Origin of the sequence: Dermatophilus congolensis (assembly GCF_900187045.1) — a bacterium.
Taxonomy (GTDB): domain Bacteria; phylum Actinomycetota; class Actinomycetes; order Actinomycetales; family Dermatophilaceae; genus Dermatophilus; species Dermatophilus congolensis.
In genome coordinates this window covers 1,621,564-1,643,036 of sequence record NZ_LT906453.1, presented here as the reverse complement: position 1 = coordinate 1,643,036, position 21,473 = coordinate 1,621,564, and the positions used below count along the sequence as shown (strand labels likewise).

The 21,473-nt window shown below is 59.8% G+C and carries 17 protein-coding genes and 1 pseudogene; 10 read left to right on the top strand and 8 right to left on the bottom strand.

Annotated elements, in window-relative coordinates; translation table 11 throughout:
• Nucleotides 1–167: 167 nt before the first annotated feature.
• Entirely contained in the window at nucleotides 168–1,847 is a 1,680-nt protein-coding gene (locus CKV89_RS07035) for an ABC-F family ATP-binding cassette domain-containing protein (protein WP_034401463.1), read from the top strand.
• Between the two features lie 62 nt (nucleotides 1,848–1,909).
• Nucleotides 1,910–2,797, top strand: coding sequence for a hypothetical protein (locus CKV89_RS07030; protein ID WP_028327668.1), 888 nt, complete (start codon nucleotides 1,910–1,912; stop codon nucleotides 2,795–2,797).
• A 21-nt stretch (nucleotides 2,798–2,818) separates the two neighbouring features.
• On the opposite strand, the gene CKV89_RS07025 is transcribed toward CKV89_RS07030, so the two are convergent.
• Complete coding sequence (locus tag CKV89_RS07025; protein ID WP_028327667.1) at nucleotides 2,819–4,225, bottom strand: DUF2252 domain-containing protein; 1,407 nt, start codon at nucleotides 4,223–4,225, stop codon at nucleotides 2,819–2,821.
• 165 nt (nucleotides 4,226–4,390) lie between these two features.
• Nucleotides 4,391–5,776: an amino acid permease gene (locus CKV89_RS07020; protein ID WP_028327666.1), complete on the bottom strand. Its 1,386-nt coding sequence runs from the start codon at nucleotides 5,774–5,776 to the stop codon at nucleotides 4,391–4,393.
• A 213-nt stretch (nucleotides 5,777–5,989) separates the two neighbouring features.
• On the opposite strand from CKV89_RS07020, the gene CKV89_RS07015 reads away from it, so the two are divergent.
• Complete coding sequence (locus CKV89_RS07015) at nucleotides 5,990–6,691, top strand: ABC transporter ATP-binding protein (RefSeq protein ID WP_051277683.1); 702 nt, start codon at nucleotides 5,990–5,992, stop codon at nucleotides 6,689–6,691.
• A gap of 81 nt (nucleotides 6,692–6,772) precedes the next feature.
• On the opposite strand, the gene CKV89_RS07010 is transcribed toward CKV89_RS07015, so the two are convergent.
• On the bottom strand, nucleotides 6,773–7,564 hold the full coding sequence (locus CKV89_RS07010) for a hypothetical protein (protein ID WP_154657696.1): 792 nt from the start codon (nucleotides 7,562–7,564) through the stop codon (nucleotides 6,773–6,775).
• 470 nt (nucleotides 7,565–8,034) lie between these two features.
• Complete coding sequence (locus CKV89_RS11860; protein WP_157728091.1) at nucleotides 8,035–8,184, bottom strand: hypothetical protein; 150 nt, start codon at nucleotides 8,182–8,184, stop codon at nucleotides 8,035–8,037.
• A gap of 161 nt (nucleotides 8,185–8,345) precedes the next feature.
• Between CKV89_RS11860 and CKV89_RS07005 the strand changes: the two genes are divergently transcribed.
• The 3 genes from CKV89_RS07005 (at nucleotide 8,346) to CKV89_RS06995 (ending at nucleotide 12,613) form a co-directional block, all read left to right on the top strand.
• Nucleotides 8,346–9,221, top strand: a complete 876-nt coding sequence (locus CKV89_RS07005; protein ID WP_051277681.1) for a CPBP family intramembrane glutamic endopeptidase — start codon at nucleotides 8,346–8,348, stop codon at nucleotides 9,219–9,221.
• A gap of 357 nt (nucleotides 9,222–9,578) precedes the next feature.
• Nucleotides 9,579–11,147: a YfcC family protein gene (locus CKV89_RS07000; RefSeq protein WP_028327665.1), complete on the top strand. Its 1,569-nt coding sequence runs from the start codon at nucleotides 9,579–9,581 to the stop codon at nucleotides 11,145–11,147.
• Between the two features lie 155 nt (nucleotides 11,148–11,302).
• Nucleotides 11,303–12,613 carry a threonine/serine exporter family protein gene (locus tag CKV89_RS06995; protein WP_154657695.1) on the top strand — a complete coding sequence of 437 codons (1,311 nt, stop codon included), beginning with the start codon at nucleotides 11,303–11,305 and terminating at the stop codon, nucleotides 12,611–12,613.
• 30 nt (nucleotides 12,614–12,643) lie between these two features.
• Here the strand turns inward: CKV89_RS06995 and rocD are convergent, their stop codons facing one another.
• A complete protein-coding gene (gene rocD, locus CKV89_RS06990) occupies nucleotides 12,644–13,900 on the bottom strand; it encodes an ornithine--oxo-acid transaminase (RefSeq protein ID WP_084441278.1) in 1,257 nt (418 codons plus the stop codon).
• Nucleotides 13,901–13,993: 93 nt separating this feature from the next.
• Here rocD and CKV89_RS11855 point away from each other — a divergent pair, with 93 nt between their 5' ends.
• Complete coding sequence (locus CKV89_RS11855) at nucleotides 13,994–14,221, top strand: hypothetical protein (protein WP_154657694.1); 228 nt, start codon at nucleotides 13,994–13,996, stop codon at nucleotides 14,219–14,221.
• Nucleotides 14,222–14,440: 219 nt separating this feature from the next.
• Nucleotides 14,441–15,046: pseudogene (locus tag CKV89_RS06985) on the top strand (metal-dependent transcriptional regulator); the annotation flags it as partial.
• On the opposite strand, the gene CKV89_RS06980 reads toward CKV89_RS06985, so the two are convergent.
• Genes CKV89_RS06980 through CKV89_RS06970 form a run of 3 tightly spaced genes read right to left on the bottom strand, consistent with a single transcriptional unit; the run spans nucleotide 15,001 to nucleotide 17,671 of the window.
• Nucleotides 15,001–15,981: a metal ABC transporter permease gene (locus CKV89_RS06980; RefSeq protein ID WP_028327661.1), complete on the bottom strand. Its 981-nt coding sequence runs from the start codon at nucleotides 15,979–15,981 to the stop codon at nucleotides 15,001–15,003. The pseudogene CKV89_RS06985 and the gene CKV89_RS06980 overlap by 46 nt on opposite strands.
• A complete protein-coding gene (locus tag CKV89_RS06975) occupies nucleotides 15,978–16,712 on the bottom strand; it encodes a metal ABC transporter ATP-binding protein (RefSeq protein WP_028327660.1) in 735 nt (244 codons plus the stop codon). The genes CKV89_RS06980 and CKV89_RS06975 overlap by 4 nt, the downstream gene beginning before the upstream one ends.
• Entirely contained in the window at nucleotides 16,712–17,671 is a 960-nt protein-coding gene (locus tag CKV89_RS06970; RefSeq protein ID WP_028327659.1) for a metal ABC transporter substrate-binding protein, read from the bottom strand. The genes CKV89_RS06975 and CKV89_RS06970 overlap by 1 nt, the downstream gene beginning before the upstream one ends.
• A gap of 513 nt (nucleotides 17,672–18,184) precedes the next feature.
• Here CKV89_RS06970 and CKV89_RS06965 point away from each other — a divergent pair.
• Together CKV89_RS06965 and CKV89_RS06960 are read left to right on the top strand one after the other, a co-directional pair.
• The gene (locus CKV89_RS06965; protein ID WP_028327658.1) at nucleotides 18,185–19,444 is read left to right on the top strand and encodes an ABC transporter substrate-binding protein; all 1,260 of its coding nucleotides are present in this window, start codon (nucleotides 18,185–18,187) and stop codon (nucleotides 19,442–19,444) included.
• A 19-nt stretch (nucleotides 19,445–19,463) separates the two neighbouring features.
• Complete coding sequence (locus tag CKV89_RS06960; protein ID WP_095068504.1) at nucleotides 19,464–21,452, top strand: VWA domain-containing protein; 1,989 nt, start codon at nucleotides 19,464–19,466, stop codon at nucleotides 21,450–21,452.
• Nucleotides 21,453–21,473 lie beyond the last annotated feature (21 nt).

Here is a 21,473-nt window from a genome sequence, read left to right as displayed (position 1 = left end):
GTTGATGCTGGCCTGTTGGGGCGTTGGTCGTGGTGTGGGGTGGGCGGTTGTTTTCTTGTCATTTTTGTTCAGGCCCAGACAAGGGGAACGCGGTGTTGTTAGTGTGGTGGGCATGAAGCAGTGAAACCCGTTGTCCTATCCATCTTTTGTGACTTCGAGGTTTCTGCATGCCCACTATCACCCCTGCTTCGTTCTTGTCCCGCGGCGCACATCTGCGTCTTGATGGGATCAGTAAGTCTTACTCCGATCGTCGTGTTCTGACTGACGTCACTTTCACGGTCAGCCAGGGCGAATGTTTAGCGTTGATCGGTGAAAACGGCACCGGTAAGTCGACGCTGCTGCGCATCGCGGCAGGGGTTGAGCCTGCTGATAGTGGCTCGGTAGAGGCCCCGGGGCGTGTGGGGCTGCTGTGGCAGCACCCCGCCTACGCTTTGAGTGACTCTGTGGCCCAGGTGGTTGAGCAGGCGTGCGCTGCTCCGTTGGCTATCCTGCGCGAGTTCGAGAAGGCAACCCTGGCTCTTGAACACGCCCCGCAGGGCGCTAGCGAACGGTATGACCGGGCGTTAGAGGCAGCCACTGCTCATGATGTGTGGAATTTGGATCATCGCGCCCAGGTCGTTCTTGATGGGGTGGGTCTTGCAGGGGTGAGTTGGCGCCGCCGCGCCGGTGAGCTTTCCGGAGGTCAGCGTGCTCGGCTTTCGTTGGCGTGGCTGCTGCTGAGCCGACCAGACGTTTTGCTGCTGGATGAGCCCACAAACCATTTGGATGAAAGCGGTATTGGGTTCCTCACTTCGTCATTGGCCAACTGGCCTGGGCCGGTGCTTTTCGCCAGCCATGACCGGGCGTTCATGGATGCCACTGCCACCGGAATTGTTGATGTGGATCCTGCTCCGCAGCCGAGTGCTTTAGTGAGTTCGATCGCTGGTGATGGGCCAACCAGCGGGATCGGTGTGCGCCGTTATGGCGGTACGTTCACTGATTATCTGCAGGCCAGGCAGGACGAGCGCCAGCGGTGGCAGAAGCAATACGAGACCGAACAGGCGCAGTTAAGAGAGCTGGAGCGCAGTGTGCGTGACAGCCGCATGGTTGGGCATGCTGGGGCTGCTGCGCGTACTGAGGCGCGCTCGGCGAAGAAGTTTTACGCCGACCGTAATGCGAGTGTGGTTTGCCGTCGGGTCAATGATTTTTCTCGCCGGTTTGAGCAGTTGCAGCGCTCTCAGGTGCGTAAACCTCCGGTAGAGCTTGAGTTTCAAGGGTTGAGTGTGGGGGCTCATGATGGGAACCCTGTTCCTTCAGTTTTGGTGGCGTTGTCTGAGGCTGCGGTCGCTGACCGGTTGGAGCCGGTGTCTGTCACTGTTGGGCGTAGTGATCGTTTGTTGGTTACTGGCCCTAATGGGGCTGGTAAGTCGACGTTGTTGGGTTTGCTTACTGGCGCGCTGCAGCCAGATAGCGGAACTGTGACGATTGCCAGGTCGGTGACGATCGGGGTTTTGGCGCAGGAGGTCGAGCTTGACCTGGGCTGCACGGTGGAGTTGCTTTACGCGTCCATGGTGGGCGCCCAGCGGGCTGAAGCTACACCGTTGAGCTCTTTCGGGCTTGTGGAGCCGCGGGACTTTTCACGACCAGTGGGGTCGTTGAGTGTGGGGCAGCGCCGCCGTTTTGCTTTAGCGGTGGTGTTAGCTACTCGACCTGATCTGCTTGTTCTGGATGAGCCAACTAATCACTTGTCGTTGGCGTTGGCTAGCGCTATCGAAACGCATCTGCCTGACTATCCGGGCGCGGTGGTGATCGCTAGTCACGACCGTTGGCTTACCCGTTCGTGGACTGGGCGGCGTTTGGAGTTGTAAATGATGCGTATCTGTACATGTTTGTCCTTCTCTGCATGCCTTCGAGAAGGCATGCTGGGTGTATGACCTCAGACGTCCTCGCATCGTTGGACGCGGCCGTGGCTGCCAAGGCCGAGAGCGATCTGCTCCGTCGTCGGCGTAGCGCGTTAGCTGAGCGCATCACCGAAGCGGAAGGAAACGTCATCGCAGCGCGGCTGCAGCTGCAGGGTGAGGAACGTGCCGTGAAGCGACTAGAGCGTGTTTCGTTTGCGCATCTGGTCTCTTCGTTACGGGGCACGCACGCCTCGGATCTCAGTAAAGAAAAAGCTGAGGCTGAGCGTGCCCGGTACCGTATCAACGCAGCTCGAGAAGAACTGGGGCGGCTGTTGCGTGAGGAGCAGTCCGTGAAAAGCCAGCTGGAAGCCCTTGGCGACCCTGAAGCCGCGTACGAGAAAGCACTTGCCGCGGTGGTGGAGGCTGGGCGTAATGATTCCGCTGTGGCTGCGCGGGCAGAAAGCGCAACCCGTGAACTTGTGCGGTTGCGGGAGTGCCGCGGAATTGATGAGGCGCTGGAGTCAGGGGAGGTTGCTCAGGAGGCGCTGGCGCGGGCGCGGGATTCTTTGAGCGCAGTGCAGGACTGGTCTATGTGGGACACCTTCGCTGGTGGCGGGATGGTTTCGTCGGTGGTTAAACATGACGCCCTCGATAAAACTGTGGCGCACCTGCGGGTTGCCGCTTCGGCGTGTGAGCGTTTCTCCCGCGACCTGGATGATGTGGGGATTCCTGAGGTGGATGGGGCCGTAGTTTCTCAGTTTGATCGGGCAGTGGATATCTGGTTCGACAACATCTTCACTGATTTGTCTGTGCACCAGTCCGTTAACGAAGCAACAGATGACATCCGCCGCGCAGAGAAAGCCGTGAGCACAGCAATGGATGGTCTGCTCGCTCGCCGCGCAACCTTGAGTGCCTGACGCGACCAGCGAGCACACACATTAGGCGGGGTTTTCTTCCGTAAGGGGGAACTGGCCATCGTTGACCGCTTCAGTGAACACGCGGAAGTCATCCTCGATGACATCTGCGTAGGCGGCGGCCCATGTGGCCACTGCATGCGTGAACCCGCCGCCCGAGCCACCCAAATACCCTGAGGCGGCTGCTGCGTCTGGGCTTTGCGCGTGAGCGCGGGCTAACAGTTGGGCGCACAGTGCGCTGTACATGCGTACCTCGTGCGGTGTTGCTTTACCTAGATCGACACTGCCTTTGTGGTCGCGGAATTGCCGCCAGTAATGGTTGCGGCCATCCGGGTCGACTGTGCGGCCCAAGAAAGGGTCAGATGTGGCCTGCAGTACCCGCTGCCCTTCAGTGACTCGGCGGCAGTATCGGTCTCGCTGGTCGGTGTCTGCGCCGCAGGGGTTCACCCCTGGCATGTCTGCTTGGGTGATACCTGCCTGGGTTTCGAGCACCGATGGCAGTGCTTCTTTCGATTGGAGGATCAGTGGCTCGCCATTGGGGCCTTGCAGGAGAACGATCGAGCAGTGCGTGCCCACGCTGGAGACACCGACAACGCGGCGGGCAGCGTCATTGACGCGGTATTGGGATAGCAAGAGCGCTCGGTCTGTGAGCAGGGTGTAGCGGTAGTCCTCGAAGCGCCGGGCAGCGCTGGCCAGGCCTTTCTCGCTGCGCGGGATGAGTAAGGGTGGGTCTGCTTTGAGGACGAGGCGGCCCGATTCTTCGTGCCGCATGCCAATGCGGTCCAGTGCTTGCTCGGAGGTGCGTTGGCGTGCTTTCTCGACGGTTTTGTTGAGTACGCGTGTGCCGCCGGAGCTGAACCATCCGGCGTCGACCGAGGCGAAGTAGCGGTCGGTGGCGCGGGCTTCGACCAAGGTGCGTAGGTAGGTTGCGTAGGTGGTGACAAGGGCCACGATGTCGTCGTTGATGATCTCGGCAGGGACGCCTTTGGAACGCTGCACCAAAGCCAAGGATGTGGCTAGACGTTTAATGTCCCATTCCCACGGGCCCACACCTGCTTCATCGAAGTCATTGAGGTCGAAAACGATTCGGCGTTCGGGTGAGGCATAGAGCCCGAAGTTTCCCAGATGGGCGTCGGCGTCGATGACGATGTGTACGCCAGTGCGCGGACCTGCGGCTAGGTCCCCAGTCATGACATCGACTGTGCCGCGGAAATACGCGTAGACAGATTGGGTCATTCGTGCCACGCGCACCCCAATAAGGTCAGCGATACGTGTGGAGTGGGTTTTTTCGATAACGGCGATGGGGTCCCGGTGCGGCGGGAGAGCGAGTTCGCCGTGCTCCCCGCGTCGAAGAGCAGTACGGATGTCACGCCCAGCCTCGAGGGCTGTTTCGGTGTCAGATCCGGGTGTGAGGAAACGCTGCACCTGCATGGGGAAAGATTACGTGTTCCCAGCACCATCGCTGCGCCTGCCGCACCCGAGCAACCCCGAGCTAGGTAATAGCGGTGTGGCGGCACCCAGCTGGTCACCGCCACACCACTTACCTCTTACCTATCCCCCAGGGCCACTACTGCCCTGGGAGGTAAAACCAGCGACTCACGCGTTTTCTTGGGCGCGGCGGTTACGGGTGAACAGCACCCCAACCCCAACCAGCACGGCCATCGCCGCAGCAGTACCGAGGAACTGCACCCGAACATCTGGCGCAGACATCCCCAACACCACCACCGCAGCCAACGCAACCAACGCCGCGTACGACAACCACGGGAAGCACCACATCGGCAGTCGTGGCCGCTTGCCTTCTTTTTCGAGCTGACGGCGCAACACGATGTGGCTACAGATCGTCACAGCCCACGTGACGATGATGGTGGCACCAACAATGTTGAGCAGAATCAACAAGATCTTCTCTGCCCACACGTAGTTCAAGAACACTGCCACGAACCCGAACGCCACCGACACAAACACAGCAGCCACCGGAACACCACGGCCATTAATACGCGTCAATCGCTGCGGAGCGTATCCCCGCTCGGCCAGCGAATGAATCATTCGCGAAGCGCCATACAGGTTGGCGTTCAACGCGCTAAGCAACGCAATAACAACAATCAACCCCATGATCAGAGCCGCTGCGGGCAGGCCAGCGTGATCAAGGACAGCCACGAACGGTGTACCCGCCAAGTCAGGGCTGTTCCACGGCAACACCAACACCATGATCGCCACCGACCCCATGTAAAACGCGAGAATCCGCCACAGAATCGTGTGCATAGCGCGGGCAATATTGGCAGAAGGATCATCCGAATCAGCAGCAGCAACCGCGACGATCTCGATACCACCGAACGCGAAAATCACCACCAACAAACCAGCAGTGATACCACCCAAACCTTGCGGGGCGAACCCGCCATGCGCGGTCAAGTTAGCCAAACCAGGTGAAGGCACCGGCAGCAACCCCACCAGCAGCGCCACCCCGATCAGCAAGAATGCGATCACAGCGCCTACTTTCACCAACGCGAACCAGAACTCGAACTCGCCAAAATTCTTCGCTCCGGTCAGGTTGATCAGGGTGAACAACACCATGAAGATCAACGCCAACGCCCACTGCGGAACCCCATCCCAAATACCGACAAGGATCTGCGCTGCCGCTGTCGCTTCCGCAGCGATCACCACAACCAGCTGCAGCCACCACAGCCACCCCATCGCAAACCCCACCGCCGGGCCCAATGCCCGCTCGGCATAGACAGAAAACGCCCCGCTGGAGGGGTTCTCTGCCACCATCTCGCCAAGCATCCGCATGATGAGCAGGACAACAATCCCGGCCGCGAGATAGGAAACAAGAACCGCTGGGCCCGCTGCAGTGATTCCGGCGCCCGACCCAACAAAAAGGCCTGCGCCGATAGCTGACCCCAAACTCATCATCACGAGGTGGCGGCTATTCATCGTCCCAGCCGAAGCCGACGATGAAGCCGCAGTGGAGGGGTGTTCGCTGGACATGTGCGAAATCCTTTGCTGCAAGAGAATGCGTTAAGGGGCAGCGTAGACGCCCGTCAGCACGGTGGACACACAAGCCAAGCCAAACATGGCACGGGGTTTTGCTGCGAAAACACGCAACACACCCCACTGCTGTGACCGACCATTAACAAGCGTCCCCACCGCCAAAGACCGTGGGACGTTGCCGCTGAACAACACTGCTGTCAATCTGAGCAAATGAGAGCGAACACCACACCTGCAGGCGAGCTTCGCTCGATCCGCAAAACTTACGGCGCAATCACCGCAGTCGATGGAGTGTCTCTGCATGTGACACCAGGAGAAATCCTGGCGCTGGCAGGCCCGCACGGCGCAGGTAAAACAACCACCCTTGAGATCTTGGCCGGATTGCGCCGCCCAGACTGCGGTCACGCCCTCATCAACGGCACCATCCCTGCGGGTTCTTTCAAGGCTCGGCTGCATGTGGGAGTACAGCAGCAACACTCACGCTTACCGGCCGGTTTGAAAGTGCGAGAAGCGATCCGCTCAGCATCAGCGCTCTACCTGAACCCCGGACCTGTTAAAGCGATCGTTAACAGGCTGGGGTTGGATCCTTACCAAAACTGCACTGTGGACACTCTCTCTACCCAGTGGCAGCGCTACCTCGATGTCGCTTTGGCCTGCATCGGCCGCCCCAGCCTGCTCATCCTCGACGACCCCACCAACGGTTTTGACTCTCAAGCACGCGCCGACATGTGGCATTTCTTCGGCGAACTACGCAACGCTGGCGTAGCCATCATCACCTCCACCCATGATCCCGCCGAGGCTGAAGCTTTCGCTGACCGGATCATCGTTCTCACACACGGGCGGGTAGCAACCTACGAGGCCACCTCCGATGTGCTTGCCACAGTTAACGAGGCCCCACAGAGCACATGCGCCTAACCCCCGGGGTAAACCGCCACCGCCGCCGCGCGCACGGCAGCGAGGCAGAAAACCGGCACTTCGCAGGCATCCGCTGCGGCTCTACTGCGCGGCAAGAGCTTTGGTGAACTGTTCGGCCCGGTCATCACACGTACGTTTCGAGCACCACGAGCACAACTGGCCATCAGGCACCACGTCCCAGTGGCAACACGTACTCCGATCAAAAAACACTCGGCTGCGCTGTGCATCACTGATCACGCGGAAAGCCCCCGTCCGGCGCAGCTGAGGGTGAGCGAACACCGACTGGGCCGCATCAAGCACCTCCCCAGCAGGTAAAGACGCTGAAGCGAAACGGAATCCGGCCGCTAATGAGGCAGCAGCGTTGCCTCGCGCATTAGCAATCGAGAACCGCGCTACCTGATGGAAAGTCCGTGCAATAGGCATCAGGTGCTGCTCGAAAACAACATCGACCAACACGGCCCCATCCCCGCGACTGCCCTGCACCTGATCAATCCACACTGCCGCAGGCGAGCCATCCACGAATGTTGTCGCGCATCGTTCGGCAGAAACATCCAGCACACACCCCGTCAGCGCCCACGCCCATGAAGTGATGCCACACCAGCGGTGACAGTAGCGTTGAAACACCAAAGAGGCAGCGTGCCGGTTAGCAGGGATGCCGCGGGAAACCGCGTGTTCTTCAATAACGGCTCGTGCCACATCCGGGTTGGTCATGCTGGTTGCTGAACGAGTAAGCGAATCCGCCGGCGCTTGCACCCCAACATTCAGCCCCTCACCCCATGTCCATGCCGGGTTGGTCTGCCCTGCATGAAGCAAAAGCTGCCCCAATGTTTCTTCAGGTGTGCAGGTGTCCCTGTAGGCAGGGGTAAGTGGCACGAGGTGCCCCTTTCTGTCTTTTGGTCACGAACCGAAACTCTTACCTACCTTCTTAACTGGGATAGTGGTGTGCGTGTGGCGGATATCAGTGCTGATCCGCATCGAGCAGAATTTCGGGCTGCACTCATCGCCTCATCCCAGGCGCGCACACCAGGTCATTAGTTACTTCCCTCCCAATCGAACGTTCGCGTTGTGATGAGATTGAGGACAAAGGTAGCAATCCTGTCGTCTCAGCGGCGTTGGCACCATGGGGCACGGCTGCGCTTTGTGGGCTTATCGAAAATATTTTTGCAGCTAGCAATAAATGTGGCGGCAGGTGGGGCGATGCTATTCGTTTCCGGAATAGCATCAAAAGACTGGCTAGCAGTTTTGAGTGGTGCTTTGTTTCTTTTATTTGCAGTAAGCATTCGCAGACAGTTCCACACCTGACTATTTCGTATATACACGGTAGGGTCAGGTGTGGAACTGACTCACGGCAGCTGCGCATCACCTTCTCGGGTGGGAAAATTCATGATCAGCGGAAAGAGAAAAACAGTCCCTGGCCACCCCAAACGCCCTAGTGGGACGTCACCCTTAAGGAATGACTCAGCAACCACCGTCGCCCGGGGCCTCGCACCCACACAATGACCCTTTCCCCTCCCCCACCAGCTCTGCCTCCACACCGGCAGGCAGCGCTCCTTCGCGCACAGCTGCCCCGCAGGGGGATGCGCGGCGGCTGCCGTTTAGGGGGGCCGAATATCAACACCTTCTGCGCACACCAAACCACCAAAAGTGGCGCCCTGTGCTCTCACTGGGTATCGCTGGCGCAGCCACCGTTATCTTTTTCCTAGTTTTGACCGGTGCAGGGTTGCTTCTCGCCATGATCTTTGGTGGTGAAGAGGCTCTCCAGCGTGAACTTGCGGTGTGGAACACCGAGAACGACTCCACCTTCCTTTCCAAGCTCACCCTGGATTTGATCCTGGCTGCTCTTATTCCTTGCACTTTGGTGGCCGTGTGGTTCGGCAACCGGGGATGCCCGAAGCTGGTGCATTCGGTTGTGGGGCGTTTCCGCTGGAAGTGGGCGCTGCGATGCGGAATTGCGCTGCTGCCGCTGTGGGTTGTTTACATCGCCGTGGATCAGTTCTTCACCGCTCCTGAGGGAAGCCGGCCGGAGTCGAACCTGTTGATGCTGATCTTCCTCGCAATTTTTGTCACCCCACTTCAGGCGGCTGGCGAGGAGTACTTTTTCCGCGGCTGGATCATGCAGAACGTTGGTGCATGGTTTGAAGACCCGCGCAAAGCTTTGATTATTTCGGGGGTAGTTAGCACGGTCGTCTTTGCGTGGATCCATGGGTCTACAGATTTCTGGGTTCTTGTTGACCTGGGCACGACAGCAGTGGCCTGCGTGTATTTGACGTGGCGCACTGGCGGTTTGGAGGCTGCCGTAGCGCTGCACACTGTGAACAACAGCGTGGTCGGGATTATCACTGCGATCGCTGGAACGGCTAGTGCGAGCAATGTTTCTGAAGCGACGACTGGGTCATTTTTTGCCACGATGATCTCGATCGGCATTCACGTGGCAGCAGTGTTGATTCTGCTGCGCTTGACCCGTGACGCTGACCTGGATGTGCATGCGCAAGAGCCGTATGCCATCCGCGCCAACTCCCAACTTTCCTGAGGCAACCTCATAAATAAACAGCGCGACCCTTTCCCCTATATTTGATGAAACAGGGAAAGGGTCGCGCTGTTTATTTATGAGCAGTAACTTTCTTTACTTAATAGACAATTATTTAAATGGATTTCTATCACTGCCAGTTAGGATGTGGCCGTGATTAACCACTACCCCTCTCCCCACCGCACATCAGCACGATCATCACATCCTGTGCGCCAGTGACGTACCCGGCAGCTCGATGCTTACCTAACGTCATATGTGAAATCTTATGTTGCTCACAACATTTCCCTGTCACGGTTTCCTTCGTGACTCTAAGCTGAATCTGGCTGGAGCAACTTTGGCTGCGACGTAGGGAGATCGAAGATGACAACCCCAGCAGTAAACGACACGCACGCCACCGCAAAGCCTGAGCGCCGATGGTCTTTCCCATCTGCTTTCACAATTCTTTTCCTGCTCACACTTCTAGCCGTCGGGGCCACCTGGCTCGTCCCTGCAGGCTCCTACGCCAAGCTCACATACGATCAGCCATCCCATTCACTGACTGTCACCTCACCCCAAGGGCAAAAGACACCCTTGCCCGCCACTCAAAATTCCCTTGACAAACTCGGCGTAAAAATCGACGTCAGTAAATTCACTGATGGGGCCATCACAAAACCTGTATCAATCCCACACACCTATGAACGCCTAGAGCAAAACCCAGCTGGCCTTGCCGATATCACAACCAGCATGGTTAACGGCACCGTCGAAGCAGCTGACATCATCGTGTTCATTCTTATTCTCGGTGGGCTGATCGGTGTAGTGAAAGCAACCGGGGCATTCGATGCTGGCCTCATCGCTCTAACCCAACGCACCAAAGGACGTGAATTTCTTCTCGTATCAACAGTTTCAGTTCTGATGGTGTTGGGTGGCACCTCGTGTGGCCTTGAAGAAGAAGCTGTCGCGTTCTACCCGATTCTCGTGCCGATTTTCATCGCTATGGGCTACGACGCCATCATCTGCGTCGGCGCGATCTTCCTCGCCGGATCAATGGGAACCACCTTCTCCACCATTAACCCGTTCTCTGTTGTCATCGCCTCCAACGCTGCCGGCACCCAATTCACTGAAGGGATATGGTGGCGGGCTTCTGGGTGCGCAGTGGGCGCGGTCGCTGTGATCGCCTACCTATGGTGGTACGCCCGCAAAATCAAAGCCGACCCGAGCTGCTCATACACCTACACAGACCGAGAAAAATTCGTGGCCCGCTGGCAACTAGGCGCCGACGATGACAGCCATGTGGCATTCGACTGGCGCCGCAAAATCATTCTCGTGCTGTTCGTGACGCCTTTCCCGCTCATGGTGTGGGGCGTCATGGCTGGCGGATGGTGGTTCCCAGAGATGGCGGCCTCTTTCTTGGCCATCACGATTGGCATCATGCTCCTGGCCGCTACCGGCCCGCACCGACTCAGCGAAAAACAACTCGTTGACAGCTTCACTGCGGGAGCTTCCAGTCTGGTGGGGGTTTCGCTGATCATCGGGTTGGCCCGGGGCATCAACCTCGTCATGAACAACGGGCTCATCTCTGACACGATGCTCGATGCGGCATCAAACATGGTGCAGGGGATGAATGGGCCACTTTTTATCGTGGCGATGCTGTTCGTGTTCTTCTTTCTCGGGTTTGTGGTGCCTTCTTCATCGGGGTTGGCGGTGTTGGCGATGCCGATCATGGCGCCGCTGGGTGACACAGTCGGCATCGACCGGTGGATCATCGTGTGCGCTTACCAGTGGGGGCAGTACGCGATGCTTTTCCTTGCCCCAACGGGGCTGGTGATGGCCACGTTGCAGATGCTTGACATCTCGTTCTCGCACTGGGTGCGGTTTGTGTGGCCCATGGTTGTTTTCGTGCTCAGTTTTGGTGGACTACTGCTGATCACCCAGGTGTTCCTCACCACATAAACGCCTCGACTGCAGGGCTCAGAGCTCACGTATTAACGAACCTAGGGGGTGCCTCTTGGGTGTCTCACAACCTCGCGTCGTAGGTTGGGGGTGCACAGTCTGAGAGGTCGCGGTCTGTCACGAGAGCGGCGGGTGTCGTGCAAGCCGTGGCGAAAATGGTTCGACGAGAGGTTTTTTCGGTGGGTGAACCGGTTAGCGCGGCGCACGCTCTCGGTGAGGATGTCCGGGTCGTGTTGCGGTTGGGTAGTCATTTGGCCGCAGCAGGAACAGGGTCGTATCGGGTTCGGCAAGCGATGCGGCAAGTGGCGGCAGCTTTAGGTATTGAGCATCTGGATGCCAGCATCACAACAACGTTTATTGCGTTGACAGCGCGGCGGGGTGAGGAGTTCCGCACCGTGGTGCGCGAGATTTCGAGCGTTGGGGTGGATGCGGGGCGGATCGCTGGGTTGGAGCGGGTTGCGGCGCAGGTGCGGCCAGGAGTCACGGCCGCGGAGGTGGATGCGCGGATCACGGCTGTGCAGCGCGGTGTTCGCCGGTGGGGGGTGTTTCCTCGTTCTGCGGCGGCAGGGGTGGGGTGTGCTGCGTTCGCGTTGTTGAATGGTTTTGGGGTGTGGGATGCGGTGGCTGTGGTGGGGTCGGCGGCTTTGGGACAGGCCGTGAGGATGTTGTTGACGCGTCGTCATGTTGCGCCGTTGGGTGTGGTGGGGGCGTGTTCGGCGGTGTCGTGTCTGGTGTTTCTTGCTGTGGCCACTGGATTGACGGCGTTGACGGGGGTGGAGGGGATTACGCCTGGGGCTGGGTTGGTGACTGCTGTGCTGTACCTGGTTCCTGGTTTTCCGCTGTACACGGGGCTGCTTGATTTGGCTCATCAGGATCTTTTGGCCGGGGCGGGGCGGTTGTTGTACGCCGGGACGGTGGTGGTCACTTCAGGGGGTGTGGTGTGGTTTCTTGCTTCGATCACGGGTGTGGCTCCGGCGGTGCCAACTCCGCATGAGCTGGGGTTGGTGGCCAGTGTGTTGTTGTGGGGGGTGGGTGGTTTTGTTGGGGTGGCTGCGTTCGCGATGTTGTTCGATGCGCGGTTACGTATCGTGTTTCTTGCTGGGGCGATTGGTGCGGCAGCGAATCTGACGCGGATGGCGTTGGTATTTTTCGCGGTGCCAGCGCAGACGGCGTGTTTCACCGCTGGGTTGGTGATTGGTTTGTTGGCTGCGGTGGCCGCCAAGTTGGGGCAGGTGCCGCGGATCACGGTTTCGGTGCCGGCGGCGATCATCATGGTTCCGGGGACGTTGATGTACCGGGCTCTTTACCACTTGAATGCCGGTGCGATGAGCGAGTGTGTGAGTGAGACAGCGCATGTGGCGCTGTTGTTGATTTCTATCGGTGCGGGGTTGGGGTTGGCGCGTTTGTGTACTGATCCGGCGTGGACTTTCGATCACCGGCCAGCGAGGGCGGCCGCCGCGAAGTGAGGTGGTCCGCCCTCGCTGTGGGGTTAGTTCTTACTTGGAGGCAGCTGCTGCGTCGGTGAGAACTTTCTGCAGGGTGTCGGTGATGAGTCGTACTTCGTCAGCGGTGACAACCAGCGGTGGGGCCAAACGGATGGTGGATCCGTGGGTTTCTTTGACGAGTACGCCTTCTTGAGCCATGCGTTTGGCGGCTTGTTTACCGGTCATGAGGGCTGGGTCGATGTCTACTCCGGCCCATAGGCCCACGAGCCGGTAGCTTTCTACGCCGTGGCCGACGAGTTTGTCGAGTCCTTCGCGCATGACTGGTTCTAGTTCGCTGGCGCGGTTTTGGAATTCGCCGGTTGCTAGTAGGCGCACGACGGCTAGTCCTACTGCTGCTGAGAATGGGTTTCCGCCGAAGGTTGATCCGTGCGATCCGGGGGTGAGCACACCTAGGACGTCTCGGTCGGCTACGACTGCTGAGACGGGCAGGATTCCACCGCCGAGTGCTTTGCCCAGCAGGTACATGTCGGGTACTACGCCTACGTGGTCGCATGCGAATAGGCGTCCGGTGCGGCCCAGGCCTGACTGGATTTCGTCGGCGATCATCAGGACTTGATGTTCGGTGCATAGACGACGCACGGTGGGTAGGAAGTCGGCGGGCGGGATGATCACGCCGCCTTCGCCTTGGATTGGTTCTGCGAGTACGGCCACGGTGTGTTCATCGATCGCGGCTTCGAGGGCGGCGGCGTCTCCGTAGGGAACTACTTCGAATCCGGGGGTGAAGGGGCCGAAGTGTTCGCGTGCGTCGGGGTCTGTGGAGAATCCGACGATGGTGGTGGTGCGGCCGTGGAAGTTGCCGTCCATGACGATGATTTTTGAGCGTTCGGGTGTGACGCCTTTACGCAGTGATCCCCAGCGGCGGGCCACTTTGATGCCGCTTTCGACGGCTTCGGCGCCGGTGTTCATCGGCAGGACCATTTCTTTGCCGCATAGTGCTGCCAGTTCGGTGCAGAAGTCTGCGAGGCGGTCGGAGTGGAAGGCGCGGCTGGTGAGTGTCAGTGTGTCTAGCTGTTCGTGTGCGACTGCGGTCAGTCCGGGGTGTCGGTGTCCGAAGTTGAGGGCTGAGTATCCTGCCAACGCGTCGAGGTAGCGGCGTCCATCTACATCTGTCACCCACGCGCCTTCTCCGCTGGCAAGCACAACTGGCAGAGGGGCGTAATTCGGTGTGATGGCGGCTTCTGCCGCTGCCAGGTGCGCGTCCGTGCGCTCACCGACGTGGTTTGTCGAGACGTCAATGGACTGGGTCATATGGGTACCTCCGCGTGCTCTGCCCATGGGCGGGGGTACGGGTGCACTGGGGTGCTGCCGCCGACCCTCGCCTATGGGGATCGTGGACCGCGCGTGAGTGACGAACCCGCCGGATGCTCTGGGGTGGGCGGGTGTGGCCGTGTTGTACGTGCGGTGTCACCAAGAGGTGACCAGGTGAAGGTACCCGACGAAACCCTTTTGTGGAAGGAAAAAATACAGAAAGTAGAGCTTTCGTTTGATTTTAACCTTCAAGGTATCTGGCGCTGTGCGCTGACCCCTCGGCTGATGAAGCAGCTATCTCAGATTCTTTTCACCATGTAAATTACGTGAATTAAATATTTCACCTAATAAGTCGAACTGATTTACAGCTTCTCAACTTTTCCGATTTTAGCTTTTTATCAACTAGCGCTAATTCTATTCATATTGGAATATGAAAATATCTCAACTGATCGCGCCCGCTCAGTGAGGGCGAACATGGGCCGTTCATCTCCGCTGGCTAGCAGTTCACTCCGGCTGTTGCTGGTCCGATAATCTGCCAGCATGTCGGTCTCCGCCCTGTCGACGAGTTCACAGACCTACCTCAAAGCCATCTGGGGTCTGCAGGAATGGTCAAATACTCCTGTCACCACCTCAGCGTTAGCCTCGCGCGTGGGCGTGAAACTCTCCAGCGCTTCTGATGCGGTGCGCAAGCTCACTGCCCAAGGGCTTGTTGAGCACGCTCCCTACGGTGAAGTGACACTCACTCCCACGGGACGTGCGCATGCGGTGGCGATGGTGCGCCGCCATCGCCTACTCGAAACGTTTTTGGTTCAGACTCTCGGATACCAGTGGGATGAGGTGCATGATGAGGCGGAAGCCCTTGAGCATGCAGTGTCGGACCTTCTGGTAGAGCGCGTTGCTACGCATCTGGGAAATCCCACCCGTGACCCGCACGGCGACCCCATCCCGAGTTCTGATGGTGCCGTGGCCCACCTTGACGCCATCGTTTTAACCCAGGCGCCAGTAGCCACAGATCTGTGTGTTGTGCGGATCTGTGACAAAGATCCGCAGCTGCTGCAGTTTTTCGCCGGGCACGGTATCGGGGTAGGGACCGTGTTGCGTTACGTGCCGGGCGCTGCGTTTTCGGGGTCGGTGAATGTTTTCGTTGATGATGGCGTGGATCCGTTAGTGCTCGGCGCTACTGCAACTGACGCAGTCTGGGTGCAGGCGGCCTCAGCACCTGCATGAGCGGCTCTGCCTCTGGCCAGCCAGCGCGGTATCACGCCGTGCCGCGGCGCCAACAGCATCACCACAGCGAATAGGCAGCCTTGCAGCACAACGATGATGCCGCCGGAGGAAACATCTAGCCAGAAGCTGGCGTAAATCCCGACCACTGAGCACGCCACCGATGTGGCTGGGGCGAGCAGCAGCATCCGCTCGAACCTGTCTGTGAGTAGATAGGCAGTCGCACCAGGGATGACCAGCATCGCCACCACAAGAATCACGCCCACTACCTGCAACGCCACCACGGCCGTGAATGCGAGCAGGGTGAGCAGAATCCCCGACAGGACGCGTGGACGCAGGCCGATCGCTTGGGCGTGCACCGGGTCAAACGCGAACAGCATCAGGTCACGTCGTTTGAGCACCAGGACAGTCGACGCCACTGCCGCCAGCAGTCCGATCTGGATGAGATCTGTGTTGCCCACGCCGAGGATGTTCCCGAAGACGACGTGCTGCAAGTCCATGTGGCTAGGGGTTACCGAGATCAACACCAGCCCCGCAGCGAACAACGTGGTGAACACAATCCCGATAGCGGCATCTTCTTTGACTCTGCTACCAGTGCGCACCGCCCCAATCAGCGCTACCGCTAACACCCCAAACACCAACGCTCCGACCGCGAACGGGATGCCAAGGATGTAGGCCAGCACCACCCCCGGTAGCACGGCGTGCGATACCGCATCTCCCATAAGCGACCAGCCAATAAGGACAAGCCAGCAGGAAAGAAACCCACTTACCGCTGCAGCGATTGTGGTGGCTGCCAGCGCGCGGGTGAGAAATTCATAGTGGAGGGGTTCAAGGAGGAGGTTGAGCACAGGGTTCACCACTGTTCTTGGAGGGTGTCTAGACCGAATGCGCGGGTGAGGTTTTCTGGCCGGAGCGCTTCGGTGACGGGGCCGTGGAAGAGGGTGCGGCGCAGCAGTAGGGCGGCTTCGTCAGCCAGGGCGGGTAGGGCGTGTAGGTCGTGGGTGGAGACGATGACGGCCACGCCGCTGCTGGCGAGGTTTTTGAGGAGGTTCACGATTGTTGTTTCGGAACGTTTGTCAACACCGGCGAAGGGTTCATCGAGCAGAAGGATGCGTGCTTCTTGTGCGATTCCACGCGCTACGAACGCTCGTTTGCGTTGCCCGCCGGAGAGGTTGCCGATTTGACGGTGGGCGAGGTCAGTGAGGTCGACGCGGGCAAGGGCGTCATCGACGGCGGCGTGATCGGCGGGGCGGGGCCGTCGGGTGAATCCTTGGTGCCCGTAGCGTCCCATCATGACGACGTCGCGGACGCTGATAGGGAAGGTCCAATCAACATCTTCGTTTTGGGGGACGTATCCGATCAGGCCGTTACGGCGGGCGGTGGCGCTGTCGGAGCCGTTGATGCTGATGGTTCCCTCGTGGTGGGGGGTGATTCCCATGATGGTTTTGAAGAGTGTGGATTTGCCTGACCCGTTCATTCCGATGAGCCCGCAGATCCGTCCGGGCATGACGTGCAGGGTCGCGCCGGTCAGGGCGGTGATGTCGCCGTAGCGGACGTGAATGTTGGTGACGTCAACGGCGGGGGTCATTACGTTTTTCCGGTGAGGGCATCAGCGATGGTTTTCGCGTCGTGGCGGATGAGGTCGAGGTAGGTGGGCACAGGGCCGTCAGCGGCGGAGAGGGAGTCAACATAGAGGGTGCCGCCGAAGGTGGTTCCGGTTGCTTCGACGACTTGTTTCATGGGTTTGTCCGAGACGGTGGATTCGCAGAACACTGCGGGGATTTTGTTGTTGCGGACGAAGTCGATGACGGAGGTGATTTGTTGGGGGGTGGCTTGTTGTTCGGCGTTGACGGGCCAGATGTATTTTTCGGTCAAGCCGGCATCTTTGGCGAGGTAGGAAAACGCTCCTTCGCAGGTGACCAGGGCGCGTTGGTTTTCGGGCAGGCTTTTCAAGGTGGTGGTCAGGTCGGTGCGGACTTTGTGAAGTTCAGCTTTGTAGGTGTTGGCGTTGGCGCGGTAGTCGTTGGCATGGGCGGGGTCGAGTTTGCTGAAGGCGGCGACCATGTTGTCGACGTAGGTTTCTGCAGCACTGGGGCTCATCCAGGCATGGGGGTTGGGTTTTCCGGCGTAGGCGTCTTCGGTGATGTTGATCGGGGTAATGCCTGCAGAGACCACAGCGTGGGGTGTTTTCACAGTGGAGACGAATTTGGTGAACCACTGTTCGAGATTGAGGCCGTTATCGAGGATGAGGTCGGCGTCGGAGGCTTTGGCGATGTCACCTGGGGTGGGTTCGTAGCCGTGGATTTCGGCGCCAGGTTTGGTGATGGAGCGTACGTCGAGGTGGTCCCCGGCGATGTTGCGGGCGATATCGGCTAGCACGGTGAATGTGGTCAGGACGACGGGTTTTTTGGTGGAGCTGCCGTTGGTAGATGCCTCAGGGGTACCGGTGCAGGCGGCTAGGAGCATAGCGGCGCTGGTCGCGGCAGCGGCGGCGAGAACCCATCGGGGTGTTTTTCTCGTGGGTGTTCTGCTCTGGTGCCGCCGCATGTGTGTTTTCCCTTCGCTATCGCCTCTTTGGTGTGTGCGTTACGGCGGTTGTGTGTTTCGGGGCGGCGGGGCCGGGATGTTTAGGGGCGACCCCGCCGCTATGTACGTCATGCCGTAGTTCTACTTTACGACGCACCTAAACACTTTAGACAGGCGCAACACTCCACGAACATACAGGTCAAACGGACACGCGGTGAACTTTCGCGCAGAGCGTCCTGAGACCTCGGTCTCCAGATCCTTCAGAAACACCACTCCACTGGGCCCCTCATGCCACCATGGGGCGTCCGCCGCGAAACACGACACCCTCGAGCTACCAGGTACCACCGGCACCATCTCGCGACGGTGAACCCCCTGTTTTTACGGGGAAAACCACCGGCCATCTCGGGGCGTCGAGTTCTCGCATCCGCCCTCGATGGAAGGGACGATTGGTGCATCGCATGACCAGCGCCCCAGACGCGCTGAGGAACTCGACGTACCTCCTCGGCCCCCACGGTCTTTCAAGGAAGGCACGCGATGTCACGTCTACGCGCCTCAATCCCGCTGCTGGCACTCACCCTCGCCCTGACAGGAGCGCTCACCGGATGCAGCAGCCCGGACGGCACCGCCGCGACACCGCAAGAAACAGCCACACCACCAGCTGAACCCCCAGCGGCACCACCAGCCCAAGCAGCCTGCATCGACAAATTCGACCCCACAAAGGACTACTTCCCCGACAAGGTGAAGTTCTCCGATGCAGAAAACGTTAACGTCGAATACTTCAACTCCTACAAAGTCGTCACCGTGCGACACACCAGCCCCGGCGGCCCCTCACAAAAATACGTACTCACCCAATGCGGCGCCCCCGAACCAAAACTGACCGGCGACCTGGCCACAGCCCAAAAAATCACGATCCCGGTCAAAAAAGCCGCCACCGGCTCCACCGGTCACGTGCCCCCCTTCCAGCTACTCAACCAATCCCAAGCCCTCGCTGGCGTCACCGACGCTGACAAAATCAGCGGCGGCAAAGTCAAAGACGCCATCAAAGCCGGAAAAATCACCAAACTCACCCCCACAGCCACCGGCGCAGACCCAGCCCAAATCACCACCCTCAAACCCGACCTGTTCATCTCCTCCACCCCCACCGACCCCGCCAACCCCAAACTCCGCAAAGAAAAAATCCCCGTCGTCTCCTACGCCGACTGGTTCGAACGCACCCCCCTAGGGCGAGCCGAATGGACCAAATTCACCGCCCTGTTCCTCGACGCCGAAGCCGAAGCCAACACACGCTTCGAACGCATCGCCTCCGACTACCGCACCCTCGTCGCCAAAGCTCTCCACGTCTCCCACCGCCCAGCCGTGCTGCTGGGCACCATGACCGACGGAAAATGGAAAGCCCCAGGCCGCGACAACTACGTCGCTAACGAAATCCTCGACGCAGGCGGCACCTACGTCCTCGAACACCTCAACGGCACCGAACCACGCCCCCTGGACTTCGAAATGGTCCTCACCCGAGGAGCCGAATCAGAGCATTGGCTAGCCCCCGAACCAACCACACCGTGGAAATCCCTCAACGACCCCATCTCCAAAGACGCCCGCATCGCCAACCTACCCCCCGTCAAAAAAGCCAACGTATGGACATTCACCAAACGAATCAACGAAGGTGGCGGAAACGACTACTGGCAAAGCGGAGCAGTCCGCCCCGACCTCGTCCTAGCCGACCTCATCGCCATCCTGCACCCAGAACTCATGCCATCCCACCAATTCACCTACTACACCCAAGTCCCCGCCCAATAACCCCCACCAACACAACCCCATGAAACCCCCACCTCCATACCCCTTCACCGCCATCGTTGGACAACCACACCTCCAACTCGCCCTCACCCTGCTCGCCATCGACCCCCACATCGGCGGCGTTCTCATCCGCGGCGAAAAAGGCACCGCCAAATCCACCGCCGCACGCGCCTTCGCCACCCACCTACCCACCGGCATCATGCGCACCCTTCCCCTAGGAGCCACCGAAGACCGCATCACCGGAACCCTTGACATCCAAGCCACCCTCACCCACGCCACACCCATCCCACTACCGGGCATCCTGCGCGAAGTACACGAAGGCGCTCTCTACATCGACGAAATCAACCTCCTGGACGAACATCTCCTCAACCTCGTCCTCGAAACCGCAGCCTCCGGCACCGCCCACATCGAACGCGAAGGCATCTCCTGCAGCCACCCCGCCCAATTCGCCCTCATCGGCACCATGAACCCCGAAGAAGGCCCCCTACCCGACCACGCCCTAGACCGATTCGGGCTATGCGTCGACATCACCTCCATCACCGACCTCGACACCCGCGTCCTCCTACTCGAACGCACCCTCGCCTACGAAAACGACCCACACGCATTCGCCCACACCTGGGCCCCCCACGAACACCACCACACCACCCACCTACAGGCAGCCCGCGACCTACTCCCCCACATCAGCCTCTGTCCCGAAATACACAGCCTCATCACCACAATCACCACCACCAACCATGTCGCCGGACACCGCGCCGACATCGTCCTCACCCAAGCCACTCGCGCCCACGCCGCCTGGCACAAACGACGCGACGCCACCACCGAAGACGTCCACGCCGTCACCTCCCTCGTCCTAACCCACCGCAGCCACACCCCCCCTGCCCCCACCACCCCCACCAACACACCCCCCACCACCCCAAAAACCCAACCCTCACTGACCAACCCCACCCACCACACCCCACCGGAAAACCACCCCACCAGCCACCAGCCCCCACCACCGACCACCAATCAGCAACACCACCACACCACCACCCCCGAAGGCCCCACCGGAACCTCCCGCACACCCCAACCCACCCCCACAACCACCACACACACCCTCCACACCCCCCTCATCGCAGACCCAACCCCCAGCGACACCGACACAGACACCCCCGCAACCTGCCCCCTCATCCCCCTAGCCGGCACCACATTCCCCGTCATCCCCCTTGCCACCAACACCACCAACCCCCACACCCCCGGCCGCAAAAACACGCCCACAACCGCACACCGCGGCCGCTACATCCGCTCCCGCCCCGCACGCCCCAATACCACCAGCGATATCGCCATCGACGCCACCATCCGCGCCGCTGCACCCCACCAACGCGCCCGCAACAACCCCCACGGCCGCATCCACATCGAACGCAGCGACTGGCAAGAAAAAATCCGCCAACACCACCCCGGCAACTGCACCATCTTCATCGTCGACGCCAGCGGTTCCATGGGCGCCCAAAACCGCATGACCGCAGCCAAAGGCGCCATCCTCTCCCTCCTGCTCGACGCCTACCAAAAACGCAACCGCGTCGCCCTCATCACCTTCCACCACCGCAACGCCCACATCCTCCTACCCCCCACCTCCTCCATCGAACTAGCCGGACGCCTCCTAACCGACCTACCCATCGGCGGCCCCACACCCCTACCCACCGCCCTAACCACCACCAGCCGCCTACTCAACACACTCCTACACAAAACCCCCGAACTACGTCCCCTACTCATCCTCGTCAGCGACGGCTGCGCCAACATCGATCTCGACGGCGACCCCACACCCAGCGCAATCAACCAAGCCCACCACCTCGCCACCAACCTCGGCAAAGACCCCCGAACCCGCTGGATAGTCGTCGACACCGAAAACCCCACCACCGACAAACTTGGCCACGCCGCCGCCCTCGCGCACGCTCTCAACGCCCCCTGCCACACCATCGACGAACTCCACGCAGACGACCTCCTCCACCTCGTCCGCACCCAAAACCCCCACTAACCACACGCCCCCCTCAGGAGA